This is a genomic window from Alistipes provencensis (genome assembly GCF_900083545.1).
GTDB lineage: Bacteria > Bacteroidota > Bacteroidia > Bacteroidales > Rikenellaceae > Alistipes > Alistipes provencensis.
In genome coordinates this window covers 2,979,554-3,005,906 of record NZ_LT559262.1, presented here as the reverse complement: position 1 = coordinate 3,005,906, position 26,353 = coordinate 2,979,554, and the positions used below count along the sequence as shown (strand labels likewise).

Here is a 26,353-nt window from a genome sequence, read left to right as displayed (position 1 = left end):
TAGTTGCATTTGCGATTATTTATCATTAGATTTGTTTAAGATACGATTAAGCAGATCCATTATGTGGTATGTTTTGTTATTAATGAGTATTGGACTCATCGTCTTATCTGTAAAATTCCCTTTAAATGATGAGGATGAGGATAACGAAGTGAGCAAGGTCAATCACCGAAGTGCATTATGGGGCGGAATTGTATTGTCTGCTCTTGCTTTGATTGAAATATTGATAGAACTGGGCATTTTACCATCTTAAAAATACCAACCACCAAAACTTACCCCTATGAAATGTACTTGTTGCGAGTATGAAGTTGCTCAGAATGCCGCATCCTGTCCCCAATGCGGTTATCCTATTACCGGAGACACGGAAACACAGCGCCAGTTCCTGTATCGGAAGTTGGTCGGAATGAAGACCGAGGCGGACGATTCGCTGGAGTTGGTCGGCAAAGCGAAGTACGTCATGTACGTCGTAGCCGTTCTGACCGCCATCAGCGCGTTGAGACTCATTCTGGGCGCACATGGAGACCTGCTCTGGCTCAGCGTAGGCATTGTCTACGCACTTATCGCAGGGGCCTTGGCATTCCTCGGATTCCGGGTCGAGAAAAATCCGATGACCAACATCATTATCGGATTTGTCCTCACGTTCCTGAGCATCGGCGGCGGCCTGATCGGCTGGATATCGCTGCTTGCCATGATTTTCTGCCTCTATTCCGCAGTGGTTTACCAACGCAAGCAGAAGCAGGCAGCAGCCATACAGGCCAAGCTCGAAACGTTGAAATAGAGCCATCCGAATCAGGCCGTAAACGCCCGGAGCGACAAGGATCGTTCCGGGCGTTTTTCGCAAAGTTTCGAAAAAAAACTTTTCAGTTTTGATTCGAAATACGGATTTTTTTGGTAGATTTGTGAACGATGGCCTGCCGGGGTTCGCCGGGCAGGAATTTTGCGGCAATCACAAAAACCGAAAGATATGGAACAGTACATTTTGTCATTGGATCAGGGAACGAGCAGTTCGCGGGCGATCGTCTTCGACCGCAAAGGGCAGATCTGCTCGATGGCCCAGCGGGAGTTTCCCCAGTATTTTCCCAAACCGGGGTGGGTGGAGCACAATCCCCACGAGATCTGGTCGTCGCAGGCTTCGGTGATCGCCGAGGCGATCTCGGCCATCGACATCAACGGACTGAACATCGCCGCAATAGGCATCACCAACCAGCGCGAAACCACCATCGTGTGGGACTGCGAGACCGAAGAACCGGTCTACAACGCCATCGTCTGGCAGGACCGCCGCACCTCGGAGTACTGCGACCGCCTGAAAGCCGAGGGCCAGACGGAATATATCCGCGAACGGACGGGCCTCATCATCGACGCCTATTTCAGCGCCACGAAGATCAAATGGATACTGGACAACGTCCCGGGGGCCCGGGCCCGCGCCGAGAAGGGCAAGCTGATGTTCGGAACGGTCGATTCGTGGCTGATCTGGCGGCTGACGCGCGGCGAGGTCCATGTGACGGACGTGAGCAACGCCTCGCGCACGATGCTGTTCAACATCCACACCCTGCAATGGGACGAGGAGCTGTTGAAACTGTTCGACATCCCGGCGTCGATGATGCCCGAGGTGAAGTCGTCGAGCGAGGTTTACGGAGCGACGAAAACCACGATTTTCGCCCACAAGGTCCCCATCGCGGGTATCGCCGGCGACCAGCAGGCGGCACTGTTCGGACAGATGTGCGTCGAACCGGGATCGGTCAAAAACACCTACGGTACGGGCTGTTTCCTGCTGATGAACAGCGGCGAGAAGCCCATCGCCTCGAAGAACAACCTGCTGACGACCGTGGCGTGGAAGATCGGCGACAAAGTCAACTACGCCCTCGAAGGGAGCATCTTCGTCGGGGGTTCGGTGGTGCAGTGGCTCCGCGACGGGCTCGGCATCATCCGCTCCTCGTCGGAGGTCGAGGCGCTGGCCGCCTCGGTGCCCGACACCAACGGCGTCTATTTCGTTCCCGCGCTGACGGGGCTCGCGGCCCCGCACTGGGACCAATACGCCCGGGGAGCCATCAGCGGCATCAGCCGCGGCACGACGGCGGCCCACATCGCCCGTGCGGCGCTGGAGGGCATTGCCTACCAGACACTCGACATCGTGGGCGCCATGCAGCGCGACGCAGGCATCACGCTGCTGGAACTGAAAGTCGACGGCGGTGCGGCACGCAACAACCTGCTGATGCAGTTCCAGTCGGACCTGCTCGGCAAAAAGGTCATCCGCCCCCGCGTGACGGAGACCACGGCGCTGGGAGCCGCCTATCTGGCCGGACTTGCCGTGGGGTATTGGGGCAGCATCGCCGAGATCGAGGAGCAATGGCAGGCGGAGCACATTTTCGAACCCACGGAGGAACGCACGCAGATCGACAAGGCCATCACCGGCTGGGAAGACGCCGTGCGGCGGGTGCTGCGCGGTAAAACGGATTAAACAGGGACGGATATGGAGACGACATTGTTTACCAAATGCCTGTTCGAGTTCATCGGAACGCTGGTGCTCGTACTGCTGGGCGACGGGGTAGTGGCCTCGACCGTCCTCAAACGTTCGAAGGGTTACGGCGGCGGCTGGGTCGTAATCACGATGGCATGGGGACTCGCCGTAATGTGCGGCGTGCTGATCGCCGGACCGTGGTCGGGCGCCCACCTCAATCCCGCGGTCTCGGTCGGACTGGCCGTCGCGGGGTCGTTCCCGTGGGCGTATGTCCCGGGATACATCGCCGCACAACTGCTGGGCGGATTCTGCGGCGCCGTGCTCGTCTACCTCTATTATAAGGACCATTTCGACGCCACGGACGAACCCGAAACGAAACTGGGAGTCTTCTGCACGATGCCCGCGATCATGAACAAGCCCCGCAATTTCTTCTGCGAGGTGGTCGGCACGTTCCTGCTGGTATTCGTCATCCTCGCGATCGGCAACGAGCAAAACACGCCCGAAATCGGGATGGGCAGTCTGGGGAGTTTCCCGGTGACGATGCTCATCATGGCCATCGGCATGTCGCTGGGCGGCACGACGGGCTATGCGATCAACCCCGCCCGCGACCTGCCGCCGCGGCTGGCGCATGCCGTGCTGCCGATCCGGGACAAAGGCCCGAGCGGCTGGGATTACAGTTGGGTACCCGTCGCAGGGCCCCTCGCGGGAGCGCTCGCGGCCGGACTTATCTATGGCTGCATCTACATTTGCGGATAAATAAAAAAAGGCTTCGACAATCGAAGCCTTTTTTCGTCATTCGGCCAATCCGAGCGACCTAACCCATTTTTCGACGGTATCCTTCGAACTGCCCGCCGCACCGCCGCGGACGGGAAGCCCGTCGGGGACCTGCGATTCGGGACAGAGCTTGCGGATGTCCGCTTCGCTGCGGCCCATGCGGCTGCCTTCATGGGTCATGAACGGCACAACGGTCTTTCCGGCAAGGTCATAAGAGGTGAGGAACGTCGCCACGGGAGGAGCCACGGTAGCCCACCAGCAGGGCGAACCGATGAAGATCACATCGTACTGCGACATATCTTCGACCCGGCTTTTCAGCGCGGGACGCACCCCGGCGCTAATTTCTTTTTTCGCCTGATCGACCACCGACTGGTAGTCCGAAGGGTAGGGCGTCGCGGGAACGATCTCAAAGAGCTCGCCGCCCGAAGCTCCGGCGATCTGGCGGGCCACCTCGCGGGTATTGCCGCTGTGGGAATAATAAGCCACCAGCACTTTTTTGGCGGGAGCGGGCTGCGCCTGCACACCGGCGCCCGATGCGAAAATCGTTGCCATCGTTGCTAAAATCAGTTTTGTTTTCATCGTTATCCGAAATTTAGGGATTTCCACACTGCAAAAGTAAGGCACGGAACGGCTGCCGGGCCTACCCGGATTACGGGTCGTCGTACCATAATTACCGATTCGGCGGCAGTGCTGTAGCCGGCTCCGAAAAATGTGTTATCTTTGTGTCAAACAACACGAACGGATATGAACAGCCCGGTAAAATACGACAACATCTTCCAATTCAACGAATCGCGCGGCGTCGAGACGCTGCATCCGCTGGTGAGCGTCATCGACTTTTCGAAATGCGGCCCCGCCCGCTTCGAACGGCAGGTCTACGGCTTTTACACCGTATTCCTCAAAGAGGTAAAATGCGGCGACCTGCGCTACGGACGCAATTACTACGACTATCAGGAGGGAACGCTCGTGTTCCTCGCCCCGGGGCAGGTCATCGGCTACGAGAGCAACGGACAGACCTACCAGCCCAAAGGCTGGGCCCTGCTGTTCCACCCCGACCTGCTGCGCGGAACGTCGCTCGGGCGCAATATCGGCAGCTACTCGTTCTTCTCCTACGAGGTAAGCGAGGCCCTGCACCTCTCGGAGCAGGAGCGCAACGTGGTGGTGGACTGCCTGCACAACATCCAGTCGGAGCTGAACCACTCGATCGACAACCACAGCCGCACGCTGATCGTCTCGAACATCGAGCTGCTGCTCAACTACTGCACGCGCTTCTACGAGCGGCAGTTCATCACGCGCGTCGACGTCAACCGCGACGTGCTGACTGGATTCGAACGCTTGTTGGGGGACTATTTTCAGGGAGACCGGCCCGAGCAGGAGGGGGTGCCGACGGTACGCTGGTGCGCCGAACAACTGCACCTTTCGGCCAACTATTTCGGCGATCTGGTGAAGAAGGAGACCGGAAAATCGGCTCAGGAATACATCCAACTGAAGGTCATCGACATCGCCAAGGAGCGCATTTTCGACACCACACGTTCGATCAGCGAGGTGGCCTATTCGCTGGGATTCCGCTACCCGCAGCACTTCACGCGCCTGTTCAAGAAGGTGGTGGGGTGTTCGCCCAACGAATACCGCACGGCCAACTGAAACCAAAAACCCTTCCGTCGCGACGGAAGGGTTTTTCACACACAAACATTAACAATACAAACAATGCAATGGCTGAAATCTGATTCTCATTGTTTCTGAGGCAAAGGTCGTACAAAATCCGCCCCCGTACAATCGCCATTAATAGGTATTTCGACGGGCGTTTCACCCCGCATATAGGTAATTTCGCCCGCCGGGTATGACGGGATGCGCTTTTTTATTTTGAATTTCAAAATTATGCACTATCTTTGCAAGCGAATTCGAACGAACCGGGCGACCGTCCGGTTTTTGAAAATCACATTGAACAACACAACAATATGCAGGATCTGAAAGCGCTGGAAGGAAAAAGCCTTGCCGAATTGCGTGAAATCGCTAAGGCGTTGGGCATCAAGAACATCATAATCAAGAAGCGCGAACTGATAGCGAAAATAGCCGGAAACACTCCCCCGGAGAAGGCCGCTCCCGCAGAACCGAAACAGGAGAAGAAGGAAGAGGAGGCTCCCCGCGCAGCGGTTCGGGAGAAAGCCCCACGCGGACGCCGTCCGCGGCTGACGAAGACCGAAACGGCCGCTCCGGCGCCGCTGCCCGAGGTCGAAACGGAACCCGAACTCCCGATGGAGACAATCTCCGCAAAGGAGTCCGAAGCGGCAGCCCCGGCCGAGGAACAGGCGCCGCAGGCCGTACAGGAGGCACAGCCCGCAGCCAGCGAGCCCAAACGCCGCGGCCGCAAGCCCAAGGTGCAAGTACAGGCGCAAGTGCAGGAGGCGGCCCCCCAGCCGGCAGCCGAAACTCCGGCGGAGGAACCTGCTCCCCGCATCGTCGAGGAGGTCATCACCAAAGACGACTTTGCCGGCGAGATCGAGGGCGAGGGCGTACTGGAGATCATGCCCGACGGCTACGGATTCCTCCGCTCGGCCGACTACAACTACCTCAATTCCCCCGACGACATCTACGTCTCCCCGTCGCAGATCAAACTCTTCGGCCTCAAGCCCGGCGACACGGTCAACGGCGCGATCCGTCCCCCGAAGGAGGGCGAGAAATATTTCCCGCTGGTGCGCGTGAACGAGATCAACGGACTCAAACCCGAATACATCCGCGACCGCGTCCAGTTCGAATACATGACGCCGCTGTTCCCCAGCGAGAAATTCTGTCTGACGGGCAACGGCCACAACAACATGTCCACCCGTGTCGTGGACCTCTTCTCGCCCATCGGCAAAGGCCAGCGCGCACTGATCGTGGCGCAGCCCAAAACGGGTAAGACGATGCTTCTGCAGTCGATCGCCAACGCCATTGCCGACAACCATCCCGAAGTTTACATGATCGTCCTGCTGATCGACGAGCGCCCCGAGGAGGTGACCGAAATGGCCCGCAACGTGAAGGCCGAGGTCGTGGCCTCGACGTTCGACGAGCAGGCTTCGCGCCATGTGAAAGTGGCCGAGATGGTGCTCGACAAGGCCAAGCGCATGGTCGAGAGCGGTCACGACGTAGTGATCTTCCTCGACTCGATCACCCGTCTGGCACGCGCCTACAACTCGGTGCAGCCCGCCTCGGGCAAGGTGCTCTCGGGAGGTGTCGACGCCAACGCCCTGCACAAGCCCAAGCGTTTCTTCGGCGCGGCCCGCAACACGGAGGAGAAGGGTTCGCTGACGATCATCGCCACGGCGCTGATCGACACCGGTTCGAAGATGGACGAAGTGATCTTCGAGGAGTTCAAGGGTACGGGCAACATGGAATTGCAGCTCGACCGCAAGCTGGCCAACAAGCGCGTCTATCCGGCCGTGGATGTCATCGCCTCGGGAACCCGCCGCGAAGACCTGCTGCTGCCGCGCGACGTGATGAACCGTACATGGGTGCTGCGCAAATACCTCTCGGACATGACCCCCGTGGAGGCTATGGAGTTCCTGCAAAAGCAGATGAGCCTGACGGATTCCAACGAGGAGTTCCTCGCCACGATGAACCACTGATAATGGAGTAACGCACAAACTGCAAACCCGTCATATCCATGAAAAACTACCTGCTCGTAGGCTTGTGTCTCCTCTTCGCCCGCGGTGCGTTCGCGTGGGGACAGAAAGGGCACGACGTAACGGCCTACATCGCCGAATGCCACCTGACGCCCGAAGCGGCCGAAAAGGTCCATAAAGCGCTGGGAGGCTATTCACCCGTCTATTTCGCGAATTGGCTCGACTTCGCCAGCTACTGGCCCGAGTATGCCTATTCGAAAACATGGCACTACCTCAATGTGGACGAGGGCAAGACGATCGAGACCATGCCCAAGAATCCCAAGGGCGACGTGCTGAAGGCGGTAACCAAAATCACCGAAAAGCTCAAATCGGGGAAACTCACTCCCGACGAGGAGACGCTGAACCTCAAGATGCTGGTTCACTTAGTGGGAGACATGCACTGCCCGATGCATCTGGGACGCCTGAGCGATTTGGGCGGCAACCTGCGCCCGGTGCGGTTCTTCGACCGCGAGACCAACCTGCATTCGGTCTGGGACACGAACCTGCCCGAAGCCGTGCGCAACTGGAGCTACACCGAGTGGAAAGAGCAGATCGACCGGCTGAGCGACGAGGAGATCGTCGAAATCACGGCCGGAGAGCCCGCCGACTGGGTGAAGGAGACGCACGACATCTGCAAGGAGATCTATGCGTCGAGTCCCGAGGGCACGAAGATCGAATACGACTACATTTTCAAATACACGCCCGTCATCGAGAAGCAGTTCCTGCGCGGCGGCCACCGTCTGGCGCGCCTGCTGAACGAGATTTACCGATAGGGGAGTCCGGACAACGGAACCGCCCGCGGATCGCAAGGTCTGCGGGCGGTTTTCGTTTTCGGCGGAAGCCGTCGGCCGGGAATGCTCCGAATCCCGTCCGGAAGCGGCTGCGGCGCAGGTCCGCGTTTTTTGTTCACAATTTGTTGAAGAAAAAAAGAGGGGCCCGTTTGCCCGTCGGGGAACTATGTCTACATTTGTTTCCGTGCAAGGTTCTCCGCCGGCCGCAGCCGGCATGGGATCAAAAGGGAACTCCTGTGAAAATCAGGGACTATTCCCGTAGCTGTAAGCTCCGTAAAGGTCCGCACTCTCTTAGGGCCACTGTCCGCGAGGACGGGAAGGCGTGCGGGCGGAGCGAGTCAGAAGACCTGCCTTGCCGGGATAGGTACCAGCCTTCGGGATATAGGGCGATACCCGAACAAGATTATTACAAAGCAACATCGAGGGAGACCGAACGGGCCTGTCCGCAACGCGCGGAGAGGACCGGGACACTTTTCCGCATACATGCAGAACACATAACAGATTTCAGAAGAATATGGGTATTTCAGAACTTTACATCATCAAGCGCGACGGCAAACGTGCGCCCTTCTCGGTCGAGAAGATCAAACGCGCCATCAGCAAGGCGTTCCTTTCGGTCGGCGGCTACGCCACGGACGACGACCTCACGTCGGTACTGAGCCGCGTGCATGTGGCCGACGGCATGTCGGTCGAGGAGATTCAGAATCAAGTGGAGGTGGCCCTGATGGCCGAGCGTTATTTCGCCGTGGCCAAGAGCTACATGCTCTACCGCCAGAAACACACCGAAGACCGCGAGGACCGCGAAAAACTCGAATTCCTCATCAACTACTGCGACGCCAAGAACCCCGCCACGGGTTCGAAGTACGACGCCAACGCCAACGTCGAGAACAAGAACATCGCCACGCTGATCGGCGAGCTGCCCAAACAGAACTTCATCCGCCTGAACCGCCGCCTGCTGACCGACCGGATTAAGGAGATGTACGGCAAGGAGCTGGCGGACAAGTACCTGCGTCTGCTGAAAGACCACTTCATCTACAAGAACGACGAGACTTCGATGGCCAACTACTGCGCCTCGATCACGATGTATCCGTGGCTGCTGAACGGCACGCTGTCGGTCGGCGGCAACTCGACGCGCCCGACGAACCTCAAATCGTTCTGCGGCGGGTTCGTCAACATGGTCTTCATCGTGTCGTCGATGCTCTCGGGGGCCTGCGCCACGCCGGAGTTCCTGATGTACATGAACTACTTCATCGAGCAGGAGTACGGCGAGGATTACTACAAGCACGCCGACAAGGTCGTCGACCTCTCGAACAAGCACCGCACGATCGACAAGATGATTACCGACTGCTTCGAGCAGATCGTCTACTCGATCAACCAGCCGACCGGTGCGCGCAACTTTCAGGCCGTGTTCTGGAACGTCGCCTACTACGACCGCTACTATTTCGAGTCGCTCTTCGGGGAATTCCTCTTCCCGGACGGTTCGAAGCCCCACTGGGATTCGCTGTCGTGGTTGCAGAAGCGCTTCATGACGTGGTTCAACAAGGAGCGGACGAAAACCGTGCTGACCTTCCCCGTGGAGACGATGGCGCTGCTCACCAAGGACGGCGACGTGATGGACAGGGAGTGGGGCGACATCACGGCCGAAATGTACGCCGCGGGCCACTCGTTCTTCACCTATATCAGCGACAACGCCGATTCGCTGTCGTCGTGCTGCCGCCTGCGGAACGAGATTCAGGACAACGGCTTCAGCTACACGCTGGGGGCCGGCGGCGTCTCGACCGGTTCGAAGAGTGTGCTGACGATCAACCTGAACCGCTGCATCCAGTACGCCGTGAAAAACGGCATGCACTACCTGAAATATCTGGAAGAGGTGGTGGATCTGGTCCACAAGGTGCAGACGGCCTACAACGAGAACCTCAAGGATTTGCAGGCCAAGGGCATGCTGCCGCTGTTCGACGCGGGTTACATCAATCTTTCGCGCCAGTACCTCACCATCGGCGTCAACGGACTGGTCGAGGCCGCGGAGTTTCTGGGCATTCCGATCAACGACAACGACGACTACGCGACGTTCGTGCAGGAGCTGCTGGGACTGATCGAGCGCTACAACAAGAAATACCGAACGAAGGAGCTGATGTTCAACTGCGAGATGATCCCGGCGGAGAACGTCGGCGTGAAACATGCCAAATGGGACCGCGAAGACGGCTATGTCGTGCCGCGCGACTGCTACAACTCCTATTTCTACATCGTGGAGGACGAGTCGCTGAACGTCATCGACAAGTTCCGTCTCCACGGCCGCAGGTATATCGACCACCTCACGGGCGGCTCGGCGCTGCACATGAACCTCGAAGACCACCTCTCGCAGGAGCAGTACCGCCACCTGCTGCGCGTGGCTGCGACCGAAGGATGCAACTACTTCACGTTCAATATCCCCAACACGGTATGCAACAAGTGCGGCCACATCGACAAACGCTACCTGAAGGAGTGTCCCGAGTGCCATTCGGACGATCTGGACTACCTGACGCGCGTGATCGGATACATGAAACGGGTCTCGAACTTCTCGGCGGCACGCCAGCAGGAGGCGTCGCGGCGCTTTTACGCCCAAGCGAAGTAGATGGTCCGGTATCATAATTTCGACGTCGTATTCGCGGAGATTCCGGGCGAGACGACGCTGGCGATCAACATCACCAACTGTCCGAACCGATGCCCGGGGTGCCACAGCCCCCATCTGACCGCCGATGCCGGGCGGGAACTCGACGAGACGGAGCTGCACGGCCTGCTCGACCGCTACGGCCGCTCGGTGACCTGCGTCTGCTTCATGGGCGGCGACGCTGCGCCGCACGAAATCGCGGCGCTGGCCGGGGTCGTGCGCAAAACCTTCCCGATCCTGCACACGGGGTGGTATTCGGGCCGCGACGAATTGCCGGAAGGCATCGACACGGCGGCATTCGACTACATCAAACTGGGCGGCTGGGTCGAGGAACGGGGCCCGCTGACGGCGCCGACGACCAACCAGCGGCTCTACAAGGTCGGGCCGGACGGCGGCATGGAGGATATCACGGAACGGTTCCGGCACAAGCCGTAACCCATGCCGGCACACACGATTTGCGGAACCCGGAGAATCAGAGATTAGTAAAAGAGTTGTCTGCCATACAACGATTTACCTCCGGGTCCGCAAATTTTGCGCCCGGAGGTATAATAAGCGGCCCGACGGCCGGCGTATGTCTAAAGATTGATCCGGTTGCCCTCGGCGAACAGCGAGTCGAGGATCAGGACGAGTTCCGATTCCAACTCTTCGGCTTCGAGTTCACCGCTCAGGGAGAAGAATTTGCCCGGAGGCGTGCAGTACTGAACGGTGCTGGCCGCGTCGCAGGTCTCCAGACCGCAGATGATTACGGCATCGACCGCGTCTTCGTGATGCAGCATGGCATTGTAGAAGGTCAGCAACTGGCGCGGGGCGGTCATCGGGGGAACGACGACCAGCGATCCGGCCGGGTTGAATTTATCGGGGGTGTTGACCAGGTTCAGGTCGTATTTCCTTGCAATCTGCCGGGCGGTTTCCGCCGGGACACCATATAATACAATATTCATAAGCGCTGCGTTTTGGTTCGGTCCGTCATCATCAAAAGCCTCCTGCCGACTCCGTTCGTCCCTGCGGACGGGGAGTGGCTTCGGGACAAATATAGCGGTTTATTCCGAAAAACTGTCCGGAAATCCGCATTATTTTCCGAAAACGGGGTCACAGAGCGATTAAACGACTATTTTTGCCGCATGGAATTTTCACTCCGATACACCGCCCGGGACTTTACCGCCGAACTCCCGGCTGCCGAATACATCGCCCGGTTCCGCGACGCCGGGCGAATCGGCGGCTACTGCCGCGCCTGCCCCAATTACGGGAACAGCTGGGGATGCCCGCCGTTCGGGTTCGACGTGGGGGAGTACCTCTCGGGATACGCCTCGGCACTGCTCGTCGCTACAAAGATCGTTCCCGAAGAGCGCGACATTCCCCTTTCGGAGTCGAAGCGGCTGATCCACCCCGAGCGGCTGCGGCTCGAAGAGCGCCTGCTCGAAATGGAACGTCTCTACGGCGGCCGCTCGTTCGCCTACGTCGGGACATGTCTCTACTGCCCCGAAGGGAGTTGCACGCGCCCCTCGGGAAAGCCCTGCCGTCACCCCGACAAGGTCCGACCCTCGCTCGAAGCGTGCGGGTTCGACATCGGCCGCACGACCTCCGAACTGTTCGGCATCGACCTGAAGTGGAGCCGCGACGGCCATATCCCCGAGTACCTGACCCTTGTCTGCGGCTTTTTCCACAATGCGGAAAACGTTATATGGAACGAATAGCTATCTTTGCATCCATGAAACGGATTTTACGCTATATACTCCCCGCAGCCCTCTGCCTGACCGCTCTCGGGGGCTGCATGAAGTGGGACTACGGCAAGACGGAGGAGTTCTCGGCATCGGGCACGGGGTTGTTCATCACCAACGAGGGCATGTTCCAGTACGGAAATGCGACGCTGTCGTACTACGACCCCGAAACGAAGCAGGTGGAAAACGAGGTTTTCTACCGGGCCAACGCCATGAAGCTGGGCGACGTGGCGCAGTCGATGACCATCCGCGACGGCGTGGGCTGGATCGTGGTGAACAATTCGCACGTCATCTTCGCCATCGACATCAACACGTTCAGGGAGGTGGGACGCATCACCAACCTCTCCTCTCCGCGCTACATCCATTTCGTTTCGGACGAGAAGGCTTATGTCACGCAGATCTGGGACAACCGTATCTTCATCGTCAACCCCAAGCGGTACGAAATAACGGGCTACATCGAGTGTCCGAACATGACGATGGAATCGGGCTCCACGGAGCAGATGGTGCAGTATGGCAAATACGTCTTCGTGAACTGCTGGTCGTACCAGAACCGCATCCTGAAAATCGACACCGAAACCGACCGGGTGGTCGATGAACTGGTCGTGGGTATCCAGCCCACGTCGCTGGTGATGGATAAGAACTACAAGTTGTGGACCATCACCGACGGCGGCTACGAGGGGAGTCCCTACGGTTACGAAGCCCCGTCGCTCTACTGCATCGACGCGGCGAAGTTCGAGATCGAAAAGCAGTTCAAATTCAAGCTGGGCGACAGCCCTTCGGAGGTGCAGATCAACGGTACGGGCGACAAACTTTTCTGGATCAACGACGACATCTGGGCGATGGATGTCGATGCCGACCGCATTCCGGCGCGCCCGTTCCTGAAATACCGCAACACGAAATACTACGGACTGACGGTCAATCCCCGCAACGGGGATGTCTACGTCGCGGACGCCATCGACTACCAGCAGCAGGGGATCATCTACCGCTATAGGGCCAACGGCGAACCGGTCGATGAATTTTATGTGGGCGTCACGCCCGGCGCATTCTGCTGGAAATAACGGAACGAGATGAAAAACAAAGTCATATTGTTCGCATTCCTGTTGCTTCCGGCACTGCTGCGGGCGCAGTCAGACCAATCCGCCAAGGAGACCGGAGCGGCATCGTGGCGCGAAAAGGGCGTCGTGGCTATCCGCGAAGTCCCGGTCTGGGGCCGGCGGCCGATGAAAAGTATCGGCATGCAGGAGACGAAATTCGACTCGGTCGTCCTCAAAGAGAACATCGCCCTGTCGATCGCCGACGTGCTGACGTTCAACTCGTCGATCTTCGTCAAGCAGTACGGCCGCGCAACGCTTTCGACCGTGTCGTTCCGCGGCACGGGCCCCTCGCATACGCAGGTGACGTGGAACGGCATGCGCATCAACAACCCGATGCTGGGCATGACCGACTTCTCGATGATCCCGTCCTATTTCATCGACGACGCTTCGCTGCTGCACGGCACCTCGTCGGTGAATGAGACGGGCGGCGGACTGGGCGGACTGGTGAAGCTCTCGACCGCACCGGCCGCAGCCGACGGATTCGGGCTGCAATACATCCAAGGGATCGGCATGTACAGGACTTTCGACGAATTCCTGCGCCTGACATGGGGCGACGAGCACTGGCAGGTATCGACACGCGCCGTCTACCAATCTTCGGCCAACGACTACAAGTACCGCAACCGGGACAAGAAGATAAACATCTACGACGACGACATGAACATCATCGGGTCGTATTATCCCACCGAGCGCAACAAGAGCGGCGCTTTCGACGACGTGCATGTCTTGCAGGAGGTCTACTACAACACCGGGCGCGGCGACCGCTTCGGACTGAACGCTTGGTATATCAATTCCAACCGGGAGCTGGCCCTGCTGACGACCGACTATGCCGACGACACGCAGGTCGAGAACCGCCAGCGCGAACACACCCTGCGCAGCGTCCTCTCGTGGGACCACTACCGGAACGACTGGAAAGTCGCGGCGAAAGCGGGGTATATCCATACATGGATGGCCTACGACTATCGCCGGGACCCCGGCAACGGCATAATGAACACCATGACCCGTTCACGGAGCAAGATCGACACATTCTACGGGCAGGTGGACGGAGAATATTCCGTCGGCGAAAAATGGTTTTTCTCGGCCAGCTTCTCGGCGCACCAGCATTTCGTGAAGAGCGTGGATAAGAACATCATCCTCCAGCAGGGCGGCAAAGGCATCGTCGGCTATGACAAAGGCCGCATCGAACTCGACGGCTCGGTGTCGGCCAAGTGGCGGCCCACGGAGCGGATCGGCATGTCGGTCGTCGTGCGGGAACAAATGTACGGAACCAAGTGGGCCACGGTCCCGGCATTCCTCGCCGATTACCTGCTGTCGAAGCGCGGCAACATCGTGGCCAAAGCCTCCGTGTCGCGCAACTACCGTTTCCCGACGCTCAACGACCTCTATTTCCTGCCGGGCGGAAATACCGACCTGAAGAACGAGAGCGGATTCCAGTACGAAGCCGGGCTGTCGTTCGCCGTGGGGAAAGAGGGAATCTATACGCTGTCGGGCTCGGCGTCGTGGTACGACCAGCATATCGACGACTGGATTCTGTGGCTGCCGACGGCCAAGGGATTCTTCTCGCCCGTAAACATCAAAAAGGTCCATGCCTACGGCGTGGAGGCGCAGGCCGACCTCGCCGTAGTGCTGGCAAAGGAGCTGAAACTGGGTCTGAACGGCACTTTTTCATGGGCGCCGTCGATCAACGAGGGCGAACCGATGTCCCCGGCCGACCAGTCCGTCGGCAAGCAACTGCCCTACGAACCGGAATTCTCGGCCACGGCGACCGGACGGCTGACCTACAAAAGCTGGGGGCTGCTGTACCAGTTCTGCTATTACAGCCAGCGCTACACCATGTCGAGCAACGACATTACCCTCACGGGCTCCCTGACTCCCTACCTGATGAGCAACCTCTCGCTCGAAAAGGGATTCGCATTCCGCTGGGCCGACCTCTCGCTCAAAGGAACCGTCAACAACCTCTTCAATGAGGAGTACCTCTCGATACTCGCGCGCCCCATGCCGCGCATGAACGTCGAGTTCTTCATCGGCATCAAACCCAAGTGGGGCAGGCGGAAATAAATACGGCGCAAGCCGTTACAGACGGAATACAGTCGAATCGACGGCATCCCGCCCGCTTTTTCAGCCGGAATCAGTAATCTTGGTAGGCATATCCATGATATTGGTAAAGTCCGGACGGTGATTGTTCCCTACTTTTGCATCGTAAACCAATACGAATGCAATATGAGACGAATCCTGATCTTGGCAGCGGCCCTGATTGCGGCATGCCTGCTTTCCGGCTTTGGACACAACAATCATTCCGATACGACCATGAAAGAAAATCCGAATCTGACCCGGGAGTGGGACAAGGTGTTCCCGCAAAGCGACCGAGTGAACCACACGAAAGTGACTTTCCGCAACCGCTACGGCATTACGCTCGCAGCCGACCTCTACACGCCCAAAGATGCCGCCGGGAAACTGCCTGCCGTCGCCGTCAGCGGCCCGTTCGGCGCCGTGAAGGAGCAGGCGTCGGGCCTCTACGCCCAGACGTTGGCCGAACGGGGTTTCCTCGCCATCGCCTTCGACCCCTCCTACACCGGCGAGAGCGGCGGCGAACCCCGTTACGTCGCTTCGCCCGACATCAACACCGAGGATTTCAGCGCCGCCGTCGATTTCCTCTCGACGCGCGACAACGTGGACCCCGAGCGCATCGGCATCCTCGGCATCTGCGGATGGGGAGGCTTGGCGCTCAACGCCGCAGCCATCGACACCCGCATCAAGGCGACGGTAACGGCGACGATGTACGATATGCACCGCGTCAAGGCCAACGGCTACTTCGATTCGATGGATGCCGACGCGCGTTATGAACTCCGCCGGCAGCTCAACGCCCAGCGCACGGAAGATGCGAAAAACGGCACTTATGCGCTTGCCGGCGGGGTAGTAGACCCGCTGCCCGACGACGCCCCGCAGTTCGTGAAGGATTACCACGCCTACTACAAGACCCCGCGCGGCTATCATCCCCGTTCGCTCAATTCGAACAACGGCTGGAACAAAACCTCGGACCTGTCGTACATCAACACGCCCATCCTGACCTACAGCGACGAAATTCGCAGTGCTGTGCTGGTGATCCACGGCGAGAAGGCCCATTCGCGCTATTTCAGCGAAGATGCCTTCCGGAAACTGAAAGGCGACAACAAGGAGCTGCTGATTATCCCCGGCGCCAGCCATGTGGACCTGTACGACAACCTGACGTTGATCCCGTTCGACAAGATCGAACGCTTCTTCCGGGAGTATCTGAAATAAGAAACATGATGACACTCCCCGAATTTCTGGAATATGTGAAGACGCGCGGCCCGCTCGACACGCCCGATATCCACCGGTTCATGAACGAAATGAGCGACGAGGCCCGGCGTGTCACGTTCGAGCTGAACGGCGCTTACCACACGCCCGGCGAGGTGCGGGCCCTGCTCTCCCGGCTGTTCGGCCGCGAGGTCGCTCCCTCGCTGCGCGTCTTCCCGCCGTTCTACACCGATTTCGGCAAAAACATCCATATCGGCAGCAGGGTATTCATCAACGCCTGCTGCCATTTTCAGGACCACGGTGGCATAACCATCGGCGACGACTGCCAGATCGGGCACAACGTCGTCTTCGCCACGCTCAACCACGGCCTTGCGCCCGAAGACCGCAAGACGACCCACCCGGCGCCGATCACACTCGGCCGGAATGTCTGGGTCGGGTCGAACGCCACGATCCTCCAAGGAGTAACCATCGGTGACAATGCCGTCGTTGCAGCAGGGGCGGTGGTAACGCGCGATGTCCCGGCCGACACCATCGTCGGCGGAGTCCCGGCCAAACCGATCCGAGGCATCCATGTTCGACAGTAAAATGATCGCCCCCTGCGCAACAAGCCGCCGAACAGGACCGATAAGCAGGATTTGACATTGCCGATTATCCCGCACGATTTTCAGCTCAACAATTGGGAATTGACAGACCTTGTTTTTCGCTAAAAGTTTTATAACTTTGTCTCATTATAAGCCTAAATTAGTCTTTTGAGATAAATTTATGATAAAACAAAACCGTTTTAACTAACACCAATTTTTGACAAAACAGAAACGTAAATAAAAAATAACGATATTAAGCATTAGCTTTTTTTCGCTTCCCTAAACTTGGCCGTTTATTTGAAGCACAATGAAAATTACGTTAATGCCCACGTTTGCGTGGGCTTTACTTATTTATTTGTTGTGCGAGGTTGGCCAAGACCGAGGGAAGCAGATAATAGTTTAGTCCACGTTTTCGTAAACGTAACTAATGAATGGCGATGCTGAAAACAGCTCGCCGTTTTGCGTTTTATAGGCTTTAGTCACCCCGGAAACGTACATTAAAACGTAATGCTATCAACGCATCGGATTACACTACATACGTTGAACACTTTTATAAAAACACAATATTATCTGCGCCCCAAACTTGGTCATTGAAAAGTGAAACTAAAACAAAATGAAGATGAAAAACAAATTTGAAGATGTAATTGCGAAGAACACAAACGAAAAACTCGTAGAAATTGTATCCTCGCCCAAAGGTGATTATCAAGAAGAAGCCGTAGAACAGGCTTGGCTAGAGATTAGAAAAAGAGTAGTTAATAATGGGGATTCTAAAGAATTACCCAACGAACAAATTTTGGAAATCCTGAAAGAAATCATAAAAAATGAAACGAGTGTATCAAACGAAGCACCCAAACATAAAGGAGTTAAGATTCAGTACGAAACATCTACTCAATCCAATGCGTCAGAATCTGCGTTGAGAACTATTGCAACACTCGTTATGGTTTGCGGGGTTATTATTACCGTTACTGTCCTCATATTCGGAATAATGTTGATAAGTGATTACGATACGATAACGGGATTTACAGCCATATTAAGCGCAATCGCCATTCTTGTATCTACATTGGTTATTTGGGCTTTATTACGCGTATTTTGTAATATTTCACTTAATATAAAGGATATTAAGGAAACACTTAACGACAAATGAAAAAATCATTGCAGTAGTTGTTCTATTTACACCCCAACAAAAGCAAAACACCACTTAATCAACTGATTAAGTGGTGTTTTCCGTACCCGGAGCCGTGTTTGAAATATGCAATAAGTATCTATTCTGAACCTATCCTTTTTTCATAGGTAAATTAATTTATTTTCCTAATTTACAACATATTAAATCAAAGAAAGTTATTGCATTATATTGCCTCAAATTGTATTAAGTTGAAATTATGTTGACAATAATATTCATTTTTGTCAACCATTTCACTAACTTTGCCATTAGTTAAATCAATCGCTTATGGCACGGATCACAATTACGTTATCTTCCAAACAAGACAAGATCACCCGAAAATCTCCGCTGTTATTCCGATTCGTCGGCGGACGAGACTTTATTTTCAGAGTTAAGAGCGGCCTATACATCGCCCCTAACCGCTGGGATTCCGCAAAGGAAGAGCCCATCATCCCACGATTGGACAGACAAGAACAGAAGGACCTTGTAATACTCCAAAAGAAGTTGGATGAACTCAAAAACCTGATCATCGAAGCCTTCACACTCGCGGATAAAGCAACCGTAAATAAAGCGTGGATCGAACAGATCATCGACAAATTCCACCATCCGGAGAAGTACGAACGTTCCTCACAGACGTTTTTCGAAACCTTCGATGAATTTCTCGAAAAGCACAAACTATCAGAGGTCCGAAAAAAGAACTATCGTGTAGTCCGGAGAGCTCTGCAACGATACGAATTATACACACAGCAAATCCACGGCGAACGATTTCATCTAACACTGGATAACGTAAAAGTAGACACCCTGCAAGACCTTGAGCAGTTCCTCAAGTCAGAGCATCAGCTATGCCAAGACGAACGATTCAAAGTCATATACGAGGCCGTTCCGGAGAGCCGAACCCCTCAGCCACGAGGGCAGAACACACTCAACGACATTTTTACCAAGTTGAGGACATTTTTTCGCTGGGCCGTGGATGCGGAACGGACCTCGAACAATCCATTCAAACTTTTCAAGGTACAAGAGTGCGTATATGGGACACCTTATTACCTATCCCGAGACGAATACACCAAGTTATACCACACCAATCTATCCCGGCATCCGCAACTTGCCATCCAACGGGATATTTTCGTATTCCAGTGTCAGATCGGATGCCGCGTCGGGGACCTTCTGAAAATGACTAACGAGAATGTAATCGAAGGGGCTATTGAGTATATTCCACGAAAAACGAAGGAGGGACGGCCTCTCACGGTCCGAGTACCGCTTAACATGATTGCAAAACAAATACTCAATCGTTACACAGATCATCAAGGACCGGGACTGCTTCCGTTCATCTCCGAGCAGAAATACAACCAAGCTATCAAACGGATGTTCTTAGCCGCCGGGCTAACACGCAAGGTTACGATAGTCAATCCATCAACCCGAGAGCAAGAAGTGAAACCATTAAACGAGATAGCTTCTTCACACCTCGCCCGAAGAACCTTCGTCGGCAATCTTTATAAGCAAGTGAAAGACCCTAATTTAGTCGGAGCACTATCCGGACACAAAGAAGGAAGCAAAGCCTTTTCAAGGTATAGGAAGATTGACGAACAGATGAAAACTGACCTCGTTAAAATGCTGGAATAATGCAACAAAGATGTTGGTATTTTGTTCATAACCGATTTTTAGGAATCACACTCCCCAAAGCGTAATCTCCTTTACCTCAAAAGCGGCTTTAACCCCTGATACATACACAAGATCAACTCCAAGAGAGGCGAGCTTTCGCCTCTCTTTTTTTGCTTAGGGGGGGGGTATTTTCCCTTAGCAAGTATTTATAACAAACTGATTTACAACATAATAAATCATTTTTTCAGCATCATGCATGGAAAAAGGTCGCATAGCCTCCATCTTTGCAATGTCAAACATCCGGGGCCAAGGTAACAATCCCGAGGAAAGACAAAACTAAAAACCCAAAACAATGAATATTAATGAAATACTAACTTCCGAAGCAAAGTTAACACTATCAGTCAGCGCCGCAGACCTCAAGAATTTCGCACTTGTGATCATCAAAGAGGCCAAAGAACAGATGGAGGCCACGATCCGCGCAGAGACCGAGGAGAGATACCTCTCTATCAATGAGACCTCCAAGAAATTAGACGTCGACCGCTCAACCCTCTGGCGATGGAAGAAAGAGAGGTATTTACTCCCAGTCTACATCGGGGGTAGACCTCGCTACAAACTATCGGAAATTAATCAAATCTTAAACAACGAAGAACACAACAATGAATAAGTTCATCGACGACCCTTCTGAAAATCGGAGAATCCCCTCTACCGATCTGCCAATCAACATCGAACTGTTTGCCCCGGACAGCCCGGAGGAAGAAGCAGTTCCGGCCCTTCCGGCAAAGGCCGAACAAACTCCCCCTTATTCCGCTTCGTCCGAAGAGGCGGAGCCGACAAGGGTACAACCTACCATCCCGGATGATCTCAACGACATCAACCCCGACCCGAACGCTCTGTCGACGTTCCCGATCCGGGGGCTCCCGGAGTTCCTGCAAAGTTACATCCAAGACTACACACAAGCCTATAGTATACCGCCGGAATTTATAGCCGCTTCGATCATCCATGCAATCGGAGGAGCAATAGGGAAAGGGGCCTACACGCATGAGAGATACAAGAACTATCCCACATTATGGATGATTCTTGTAGCCCCGAGCGGGATCGGTAAATCAGATCCGATGACTGCCGCCTACACTCCAATTCAGGAAAACGACACGGAATCTTACACCGAATGGGAAGCCGCAGTTCAGGAGTGGCAGAAGAAGTACCAACAGCAGGCCAAAAAGCAAAAGCAGGAGCCACCTCCCAAACCGATCTATAAACAGCGACTTATTACCGATGTCACCCCGGAGTCTCTGTTTCAGGCCCTACACAATAATCCGGACGGCCTTGTATTATTTAGAGACGAGGTAAAGGGCTGGTTCAACGACTTAAACCGATACACTGGAACAGGCTCCCTTCAACACTATTTGTCGCTATTCGACGGTAGACCCGTTATGATCAATCGCAAGACAAGCGATCCGACACATATTCCAGAACCGTTTTTAGCAATATTAGGCTCTGTTCAACCTCCGGTACTCATGGAATGGCTTCGGGACAAGTCAGTACGGGATAACGGATTTGCACCGCGGGTCCTTTTTGTATGGCCGGACAACATGAAGAAAGCCTTATCAAGAGAAGACGGGGTTCCGGATGAAACCAAGCAAGAATATGCCGAATTTATCCAACGGATAGTCAACCGTACCAAAGAGAAGTCACTCGGAAAAATACCGATTACCGAGGACGCAAGAGCCGTCTTACGCGCTTTTGAAGAACGGACCGTCAACCTCCAAAACGGGACGGAAATAGACCATTTGAAGGCCGTTTACAGTAAGATGATGATTCATGTCAACAGGCTGGCAATCGCAATCGCTGTTGCGTGGCATATACTTGAACCCCTCCCTTTGGAAATAAACGGGCGTGTCGCAAAATATGCCGTCCAGTTGGCCGAGTATTTCATCGCAACCGGAGAAAAGGTGTATCGCCTGATAGCCGAAGGAGACAACGGGCAAGGGTTATCCAACGCAGACCTTCTAAAACAGTTGTCCAAACGATACACAATCAAGAGCCAAACCAAATTGGCCGAAGCTCTCGGAACAACACAGCAAGCGATAAGCAAACTTCTGAAATAGAAAAAGGTAGGTTGTAGGTTGTAAGCGACGTTCTCCCTTATAAATAAAGGCACAATCCGCAATACAACCTACAACCATTAAAACGAAGACGTTATGAAAAATATACTCGACGTACCCGTGAGTTTATTCGAAAACTGCACCAGCCCGAGGAATCCGCAGGAAATCAATCTTTGGGAATGGTTGCACAGCGATACACACCGAGCCGACATCGAGCGGCTTCGAACCTTCACCGAGAAGGCCGAGAGGGATCGGATCAAACGGTCATTGCCCGGCATCACTCCCAGCGGCTTATTCTCTTACCGCAAAAAAGACGGGCTGATTCGACACAGCGGATTGATCTGCATAGACATCGACGCGAAAGAGAATCCGGAGATCACCGACTTCGAAGAGTTGAAACAACGTCTTGCCCGGATGCAGAACATCGCTTATTGCTCCCTGAGTGCCAGCGGGCGAAGGAACGGATTGTTTTGCCTGATCCCGATCTCCAGCCCGGAAAAGCATGAACAGCACTTCGACGCCCTAAAAGGTGTATTCCAGAAGCTCGGAATCGTCATAGACGGATGTTGCCGCGACGTATGCAGGCTCAGGGGATGCACTTGGGACGAAGCTCCACACGTCAACATGCGGGCAAAGCCCTATTCCGGGCTATACACGCCCCCTAAACCCCGAATAGGGCCCTTGTATCATCCGGACGACGAAGAGGCCGCAAAACGTACCAAACAGCTCACGGAGCAGATATGCCGACAAGGAATCGACATCACGGGAGGATATGAGACATGGCGAAATCTGGCTTTTGCCATTGCCGACGGACTCGGGGAGCAGGGACGGGGGATATTCCATGCCATCAGTCAATTTGCGCCATCCTACAAGCCCGCAGAGTGCGACAGGCAATATTCGGCATGCCTGCGAAGCCGGGGAACGGGAATAACCCTCGCTACATTCTTCAAAATTTGCAAAGAGTACGGATTAACATTCAAACAGAACTTATGAAACGACGTGTTGTTTATAATAACTGCGAATCGGAAAACGGAGCCTGCGACATCAGACCCAAGACCCCGTTTATGCTTCGACGAGACCTGATAGACCGACCCACCAGAACGGCCATAACCCTATACGTCTTGGCAGGGTGGAGCCAAGTGGAGGCTTACCTCACTGCATTCCCGAACTCCAGATTATCCCCGCAGTCTGCGCCCGTGGTCGCTAACAGGTGGTTCAACAGCAGGGAAGTGAAGGTATATACCAAACTTTTCGCGGAGTATTACCTCGGGACATGCTTCCCCGTAAGGAACTCGTGTTTACATTATTAAAGCGACAAGGATTGGGAATTTGAAAAAATCGCTATCTTTGCGGAAAACCAAAACACGACAAACGGCAAAACAGAATAAAATACACACATATTAGTTAAGCACCAGCTTTTTACACTTGCTTTTAGAAACTTCGACAATTTCCAAAGCGATCAAGAGTAGAGCCAGTGCCCACGTTTACAGCGTGGGCTTTACTCGTTATTTGATCGCAAGGTAGTCGAAGACCTCTAAAAGCAAATAAGGGTTTAGTCCACGTTTTCATTTGAATTTTTCCCTGAAAGGCGGTGCTGACAACAGTATCGCCTTTTTCAATAGACTATTAATTGTTCAACCTAAAGTTATGTTATTATGGAAAATTCAGAGTTATGCCCCTATTGTGGAGCCGAAAATCTACCTGACAACAATCATTGCACACTCTGTGGAAAAACAATGAATAACAAATCTCAAAATGAAACCTACGTCGAGAAGACATCTCGTTTGATCGCCAATATTATTCTTGGGTTAAGTATTACTACAACACTATGTTCCCTTGTTCTTGCTTGTACCCACGAAGAATGGAGTATAGTAGCAATAGGATTGGGATGCCTACTTTGGGGCTTCACAATTTGGTGTGTCTTGCGCCTTTTGAGTGATATCTCCATATCTCTAAAAAACCTAACAAAATAAGCCCTCTAAAAAGGTGGGTATCATTGTTTAACTTAATAATTTACATGTATGAAAAAGCTACTCTTATTTCTCTCAATCATTACTTTATCTTTTACTTCCTGTTCTAAAAAGGATGAGTTTGATCCTAAAAAATTTGAATATGATGCAAATTTACTGTATGGAACATGGTACACCGATAGTTATTACGATGGGGGTAAAAACCAAAATTATAAAATGGATATTACTCTCACATTCAACAGTAACGGAACATTTAATAGTTCTGGACATGCTTATTTCTACCATGTAGAAAAATATAGCTTGGATGGGGAGTACATACATTGCAATTCTTGTACTATAAGAGTCGATAGACTATCTAACGATGAAATGTTTATTTTTTGGTGGTTAGGTGATGGTATTCGCGATATGCAACAAGCAAAATTCACAAAAAGAATTAATTAAAGAATGTTAAACCACATAGAAAAAGCGAGGCAACTTTAGTTCTTAAATAGCATTCTTCCGAATTAAATCTAAACAAGTTAAAACTATGAAAAAAGTAATTTTACTCCTTGTCGCAATCCTATCAGCAACTCTTGTAAATGCACAAGCCCCAATTCGGTATCAAGGCGAAGTAGATGCAGGGTATTCAATTGGTACTGGATTGCTCTCCCAGAACCGAGTAAACCTTCATTGGGTAAACGGCATCCGAGTTGGCAAATATTTTTCAACGGGGCTCGGGCTCGGCTTCGACTACTACCATCAAATGTACGACAAAGGAGAACTGGTTCTACCAATTTTTCTGAACTTGAAAGGCTATCTACCTGTCATGGAGAAAGTAAGTCCATTCTTTTCTTTTGATATCGGCGCCTCCGTCGGACTGACCGAAGGTGTAAGCGGCCTTTCCGGTCTGCTATGTACTCCGGCTGTCGGATGCGCATTCAAAACAACCAAAAAGAGTGCATTTCTCGTGAGCCTTGGCTACAACGTACAGCAAATTTCGGAATCTGGCGTGAGTATCAATGTCAATGCCGTATCCATCAAGCTGGGATATCAATTCTAAAAGATAATTCCAGAATACAAGCATCAAAAGGCTTGAACCCTATAAAGAGATTAAAAATTTGAATCAAAATGAATGCTAAACTCGTTTGCTTGATGTTGCTGGCAAGCCTGCTTATTGCTTGTGATAAGGATGATATTGAGACTATTCCCGTACCTCCTGATGAGCCGGAACAACCAGAAAGGCCAACGAAAATACCGCCAACAGAAGATTTGCTAAAGATCAGTATATCCGATGAAATTACGGCCATAATTGGAACAAATTCATGGAACGCTATCGCTTATGGTGATGGGACATATGTGGCCGTTGGAACAAATGGATATATAACTTCATCTACCGATGGAAAAACATGGACGATGCCCATACGAGTGGCAATACCACAAGGCAACTACTGGAATGCTGTCACATACGGTAACGGAATTTTCGTAACGGTCGGTTATAGTACATATATGGGCGCAGGCTATGTTTCCATATCGACCAATGGTACGACATGGGCTACACCACAGCGATTAGATACAAAATCTCTGAATGATATTACATATGGTAATGGTAAATATGTCGCGGTCGGTAGTTCTGGACGTATTACCACATCCTCCGACGGAAAAACATGGACCACCCCTAATTGGTTTGATTCAAGTCATAATATGCTCGCTATTACATATGGCAATGATCAATTCACTGCTGTTGGAGGCGGGGGTGTCATTGGGATATCACCTGATGGAATTAATTGGATCAAGACCAATAATTACAACGAACTTGACGTATCAAAGGCCATTACATACGGGAATGGAAAATTCGTCGTTGTTGGCGCAACAAGTTCATATAGCTACATAACGACCTCCACGGATGGTAAAATGTGGACCGCTCCAATTAAATATACCAATAATTCTTTTTCATCATGGCCTATTAAATGGCAAAGCATTATTTTTAGTAAGAATACGTTTGCAACGATAGGTTCAACCTATGATGCAGGCAGTTTCATAACGACCTCTCTTGACGGTACGACATGGACAGACCCCATTCAAATAAAAGACGAATCCGGTAATAGGATCACAGCAGATACAAAAGGAATCGTAGCAATGCCATAAAAGCCATCCTTATCTCTAACTGAAACCACCTCGCAAAAGTTTGTGAGGTGGTTTTTGCAAATATTACGATAGGATGAATTTTGGAACCCTAAAACCTCATTCAAAAAAAATTGCAATATCAGACTTCAAAATAAACACCTTGAGAGCCGTTTTACCCCCCCCGCCTATGGGAGAAGGGGAGGGAAATCCAAGTAAATTAGCCCAACAGAGAGCCTCTTGAAAGCATAGAATTTCGAGAGGCTTTTTATTAGATTGACATTTCGTTGACAAAAATCCCAAAAGAAAAACGCCAACAATCTAACTATAAGATTATTAGCGTTTTAAAAAGTACCCGGAGCCGGGATCGAACCGGCACGGCCATTACTGGCCACAGGATTTTAAGTCCGGCGTGTCTACCGATTCCACCATCCGGGCGCAGTCTTTCGGCGAAA

23 protein-coding genes, 1 tRNA gene and 1 riboswitch are annotated in these 26,353 nt (G+C 53.3%); of the genes, 21 read left to right on the top strand and 3 right to left on the bottom strand.

Annotation, left to right across the window (positions count from 1 at the left end; genetic code table 11):
• Positions 1-391: 391 nt before the first annotated feature.
• From BN5935_RS11775 to BN5935_RS11765, 3 genes are all read left to right on the top strand, one after another.
• On the top strand, positions 392-775 hold the full coding sequence (locus BN5935_RS11775) for a hypothetical protein (RefSeq protein WP_147625828.1): 384 nt from the start codon (positions 392-394) through the stop codon (positions 773-775).
• A gap of 186 nt (positions 776-961) precedes the next feature.
• Positions 962-2,455, top strand: coding sequence for a glycerol kinase GlpK (gene glpK / locus BN5935_RS11770; protein WP_064976254.1), 1,494 nt, complete (start codon positions 962-964; stop codon positions 2,453-2,455).
• A gap of 12 nt (positions 2,456-2,467) precedes the next feature.
• On the top strand, positions 2,468-3,211 hold the full coding sequence (locus BN5935_RS11765) for an MIP/aquaporin family protein (RefSeq protein WP_064976253.1): 744 nt from the start codon (positions 2,468-2,470) through the stop codon (positions 3,209-3,211).
• A gap of 36 nt (positions 3,212-3,247) precedes the next feature.
• Here the strand turns inward: BN5935_RS11765 and BN5935_RS11760 are convergent, their stop codons facing one another.
• Positions 3,248-3,781, bottom strand: coding sequence for a flavodoxin (locus BN5935_RS11760; RefSeq protein WP_082944127.1), 534 nt, complete (start codon positions 3,779-3,781; stop codon positions 3,248-3,250).
• 192 nt (positions 3,782-3,973) lie between these two features.
• Between BN5935_RS11760 and BN5935_RS11755 the strand changes: the two genes are divergently transcribed.
• From BN5935_RS11755 to BN5935_RS11735, 5 genes are all read left to right on the top strand, one after another.
• The gene (locus tag BN5935_RS11755; RefSeq protein ID WP_064976251.1) at positions 3,974-4,870 is read left to right on the top strand and encodes a helix-turn-helix domain-containing protein; all 897 of its coding nucleotides are present in this window, start codon (positions 3,974-3,976) and stop codon (positions 4,868-4,870) included.
• A 314-nt stretch (positions 4,871-5,184) separates the two neighbouring features.
• Positions 5,185-6,831 (top strand): transcription termination factor Rho, encoded by a 1,647-nt coding sequence (gene rho / locus BN5935_RS11750; RefSeq protein WP_064976250.1) that lies wholly within the window; start codon positions 5,185-5,187, stop codon positions 6,829-6,831.
• 38 nt (positions 6,832-6,869) lie between these two features.
• Positions 6,870-7,640: a S1/P1 nuclease gene (locus BN5935_RS11745; protein WP_064976249.1), complete on the top strand. Its 771-nt coding sequence runs from the start codon at positions 6,870-6,872 to the stop codon at positions 7,638-7,640.
• Between the two features lie 190 nt (positions 7,641-7,830).
• Positions 7,831-8,027: riboswitch (cobalamin riboswitch) on the top strand.
• A gap of 145 nt (positions 8,028-8,172) precedes the next feature.
• Positions 8,173-10,266, top strand: a complete 2,094-nt coding sequence (gene nrdD, locus BN5935_RS11740; protein ID WP_064976248.1) for an anaerobic ribonucleoside-triphosphate reductase — start codon at positions 8,173-8,175, stop codon at positions 10,264-10,266.
• The gene (locus BN5935_RS11735) at positions 10,267-10,737 is read left to right on the top strand and encodes a radical SAM family protein (protein ID WP_064976247.1); all 471 of its coding nucleotides are present in this window, start codon (positions 10,267-10,269) and stop codon (positions 10,735-10,737) included.
• Positions 10,738-10,877: 140 nt separating this feature from the next.
• On the opposite strand, the gene BN5935_RS11730 is transcribed toward BN5935_RS11735, so the two are convergent.
• Positions 10,878-11,243 (bottom strand): hypothetical protein, encoded by a 366-nt coding sequence (locus BN5935_RS11730; RefSeq protein ID WP_064976246.1) that lies wholly within the window; start codon positions 11,241-11,243, stop codon positions 10,878-10,880.
• A 180-nt stretch (positions 11,244-11,423) separates the two neighbouring features.
• On the opposite strand from BN5935_RS11730, the gene BN5935_RS11725 reads away from it, so the two are divergent.
• The 13 genes from BN5935_RS11725 to BN5935_RS15235 all read left to right on the top strand — a co-directional run bounded on the left by BN5935_RS11725 (position 11,424) and on the right by BN5935_RS15235 (position 25,922).
• Positions 11,424-11,996, top strand: a complete 573-nt coding sequence (locus tag BN5935_RS11725) for a DUF2284 domain-containing protein (RefSeq protein ID WP_064976245.1) — start codon at positions 11,424-11,426, stop codon at positions 11,994-11,996.
• Positions 11,984-13,078, top strand: a complete 1,095-nt coding sequence (locus BN5935_RS11720; RefSeq protein ID WP_394330949.1) for a YncE family protein — start codon at positions 11,984-11,986, stop codon at positions 13,076-13,078. The genes BN5935_RS11725 and BN5935_RS11720 overlap by 13 nt, the downstream gene beginning before the upstream one ends.
• A gap of 9 nt (positions 13,079-13,087) precedes the next feature.
• Positions 13,088-15,169: a TonB-dependent receptor gene (locus BN5935_RS11715; RefSeq protein WP_064976243.1), complete on the top strand. Its 2,082-nt coding sequence runs from the start codon at positions 13,088-13,090 to the stop codon at positions 15,167-15,169.
• 162 nt (positions 15,170-15,331) lie between these two features.
• Positions 15,332-16,390, top strand: coding sequence for an alpha/beta hydrolase (locus BN5935_RS11710; protein WP_064976242.1), 1,059 nt, complete (start codon positions 15,332-15,334; stop codon positions 16,388-16,390).
• Positions 16,391-16,398: 8 nt separating this feature from the next.
• Positions 16,399-16,971 (top strand): DapH/DapD/GlmU-related protein, encoded by a 573-nt coding sequence (locus tag BN5935_RS11705; RefSeq protein WP_064976938.1) that lies wholly within the window; start codon positions 16,399-16,401, stop codon positions 16,969-16,971.
• A 616-nt stretch (positions 16,972-17,587) separates the two neighbouring features.
• Positions 17,588-18,112 (top strand): hypothetical protein, encoded by a 525-nt coding sequence (locus tag BN5935_RS11700; RefSeq protein ID WP_147625827.1) that lies wholly within the window; start codon positions 17,588-17,590, stop codon positions 18,110-18,112.
• A 303-nt stretch (positions 18,113-18,415) separates the two neighbouring features.
• Positions 18,416-19,747, top strand: a complete 1,332-nt coding sequence (locus BN5935_RS11695; protein ID WP_064976240.1) for a site-specific integrase — start codon at positions 18,416-18,418, stop codon at positions 19,745-19,747.
• A 331-nt stretch (positions 19,748-20,078) separates the two neighbouring features.
• Positions 20,079-20,390: a helix-turn-helix transcriptional regulator gene (locus BN5935_RS11690; RefSeq protein WP_064976239.1), complete on the top strand. Its 312-nt coding sequence runs from the start codon at positions 20,079-20,081 to the stop codon at positions 20,388-20,390.
• Positions 20,383-21,831: a DUF3987 domain-containing protein gene (locus BN5935_RS11685; protein ID WP_064976238.1), complete on the top strand. Its 1,449-nt coding sequence runs from the start codon at positions 20,383-20,385 to the stop codon at positions 21,829-21,831. Before BN5935_RS11690 ends, BN5935_RS11685 begins: the two co-directional genes overlap by 8 nt.
• 93 nt (positions 21,832-21,924) lie before the next feature.
• Positions 21,925-22,821, top strand: coding sequence for a BT4734/BF3469 family protein (locus BN5935_RS11680; RefSeq protein WP_064976237.1), 897 nt, complete (start codon positions 21,925-21,927; stop codon positions 22,819-22,821).
• 1,028 nt (positions 22,822-23,849) lie between these two features.
• Positions 23,850-24,239, top strand: coding sequence for a hypothetical protein (locus BN5935_RS15240; RefSeq protein WP_147625826.1), 390 nt, complete (start codon positions 23,850-23,852; stop codon positions 24,237-24,239).
• A gap of 85 nt (positions 24,240-24,324) precedes the next feature.
• Positions 24,325-24,837 carry a hypothetical protein gene (locus BN5935_RS11670; RefSeq protein WP_064976235.1) on the top strand — a complete coding sequence of 171 codons (513 nt, stop codon included), beginning with the start codon at positions 24,325-24,327 and terminating at the stop codon, positions 24,835-24,837.
• A gap of 68 nt (positions 24,838-24,905) precedes the next feature.
• On the top strand, positions 24,906-25,922 hold the full coding sequence (locus tag BN5935_RS15235; protein ID WP_147625825.1) for a glycoside hydrolase: 1,017 nt from the start codon (positions 24,906-24,908) through the stop codon (positions 25,920-25,922).
• Between the two features lie 328 nt (positions 25,923-26,250).
• On the opposite strand, the gene BN5935_RS11665 is transcribed toward BN5935_RS15235, so the two are convergent.
• Positions 26,251-26,336, bottom strand: a tRNA-Leu gene (locus tag BN5935_RS11665).
• Positions 26,337-26,353: the final 17 nt, after the last annotated feature.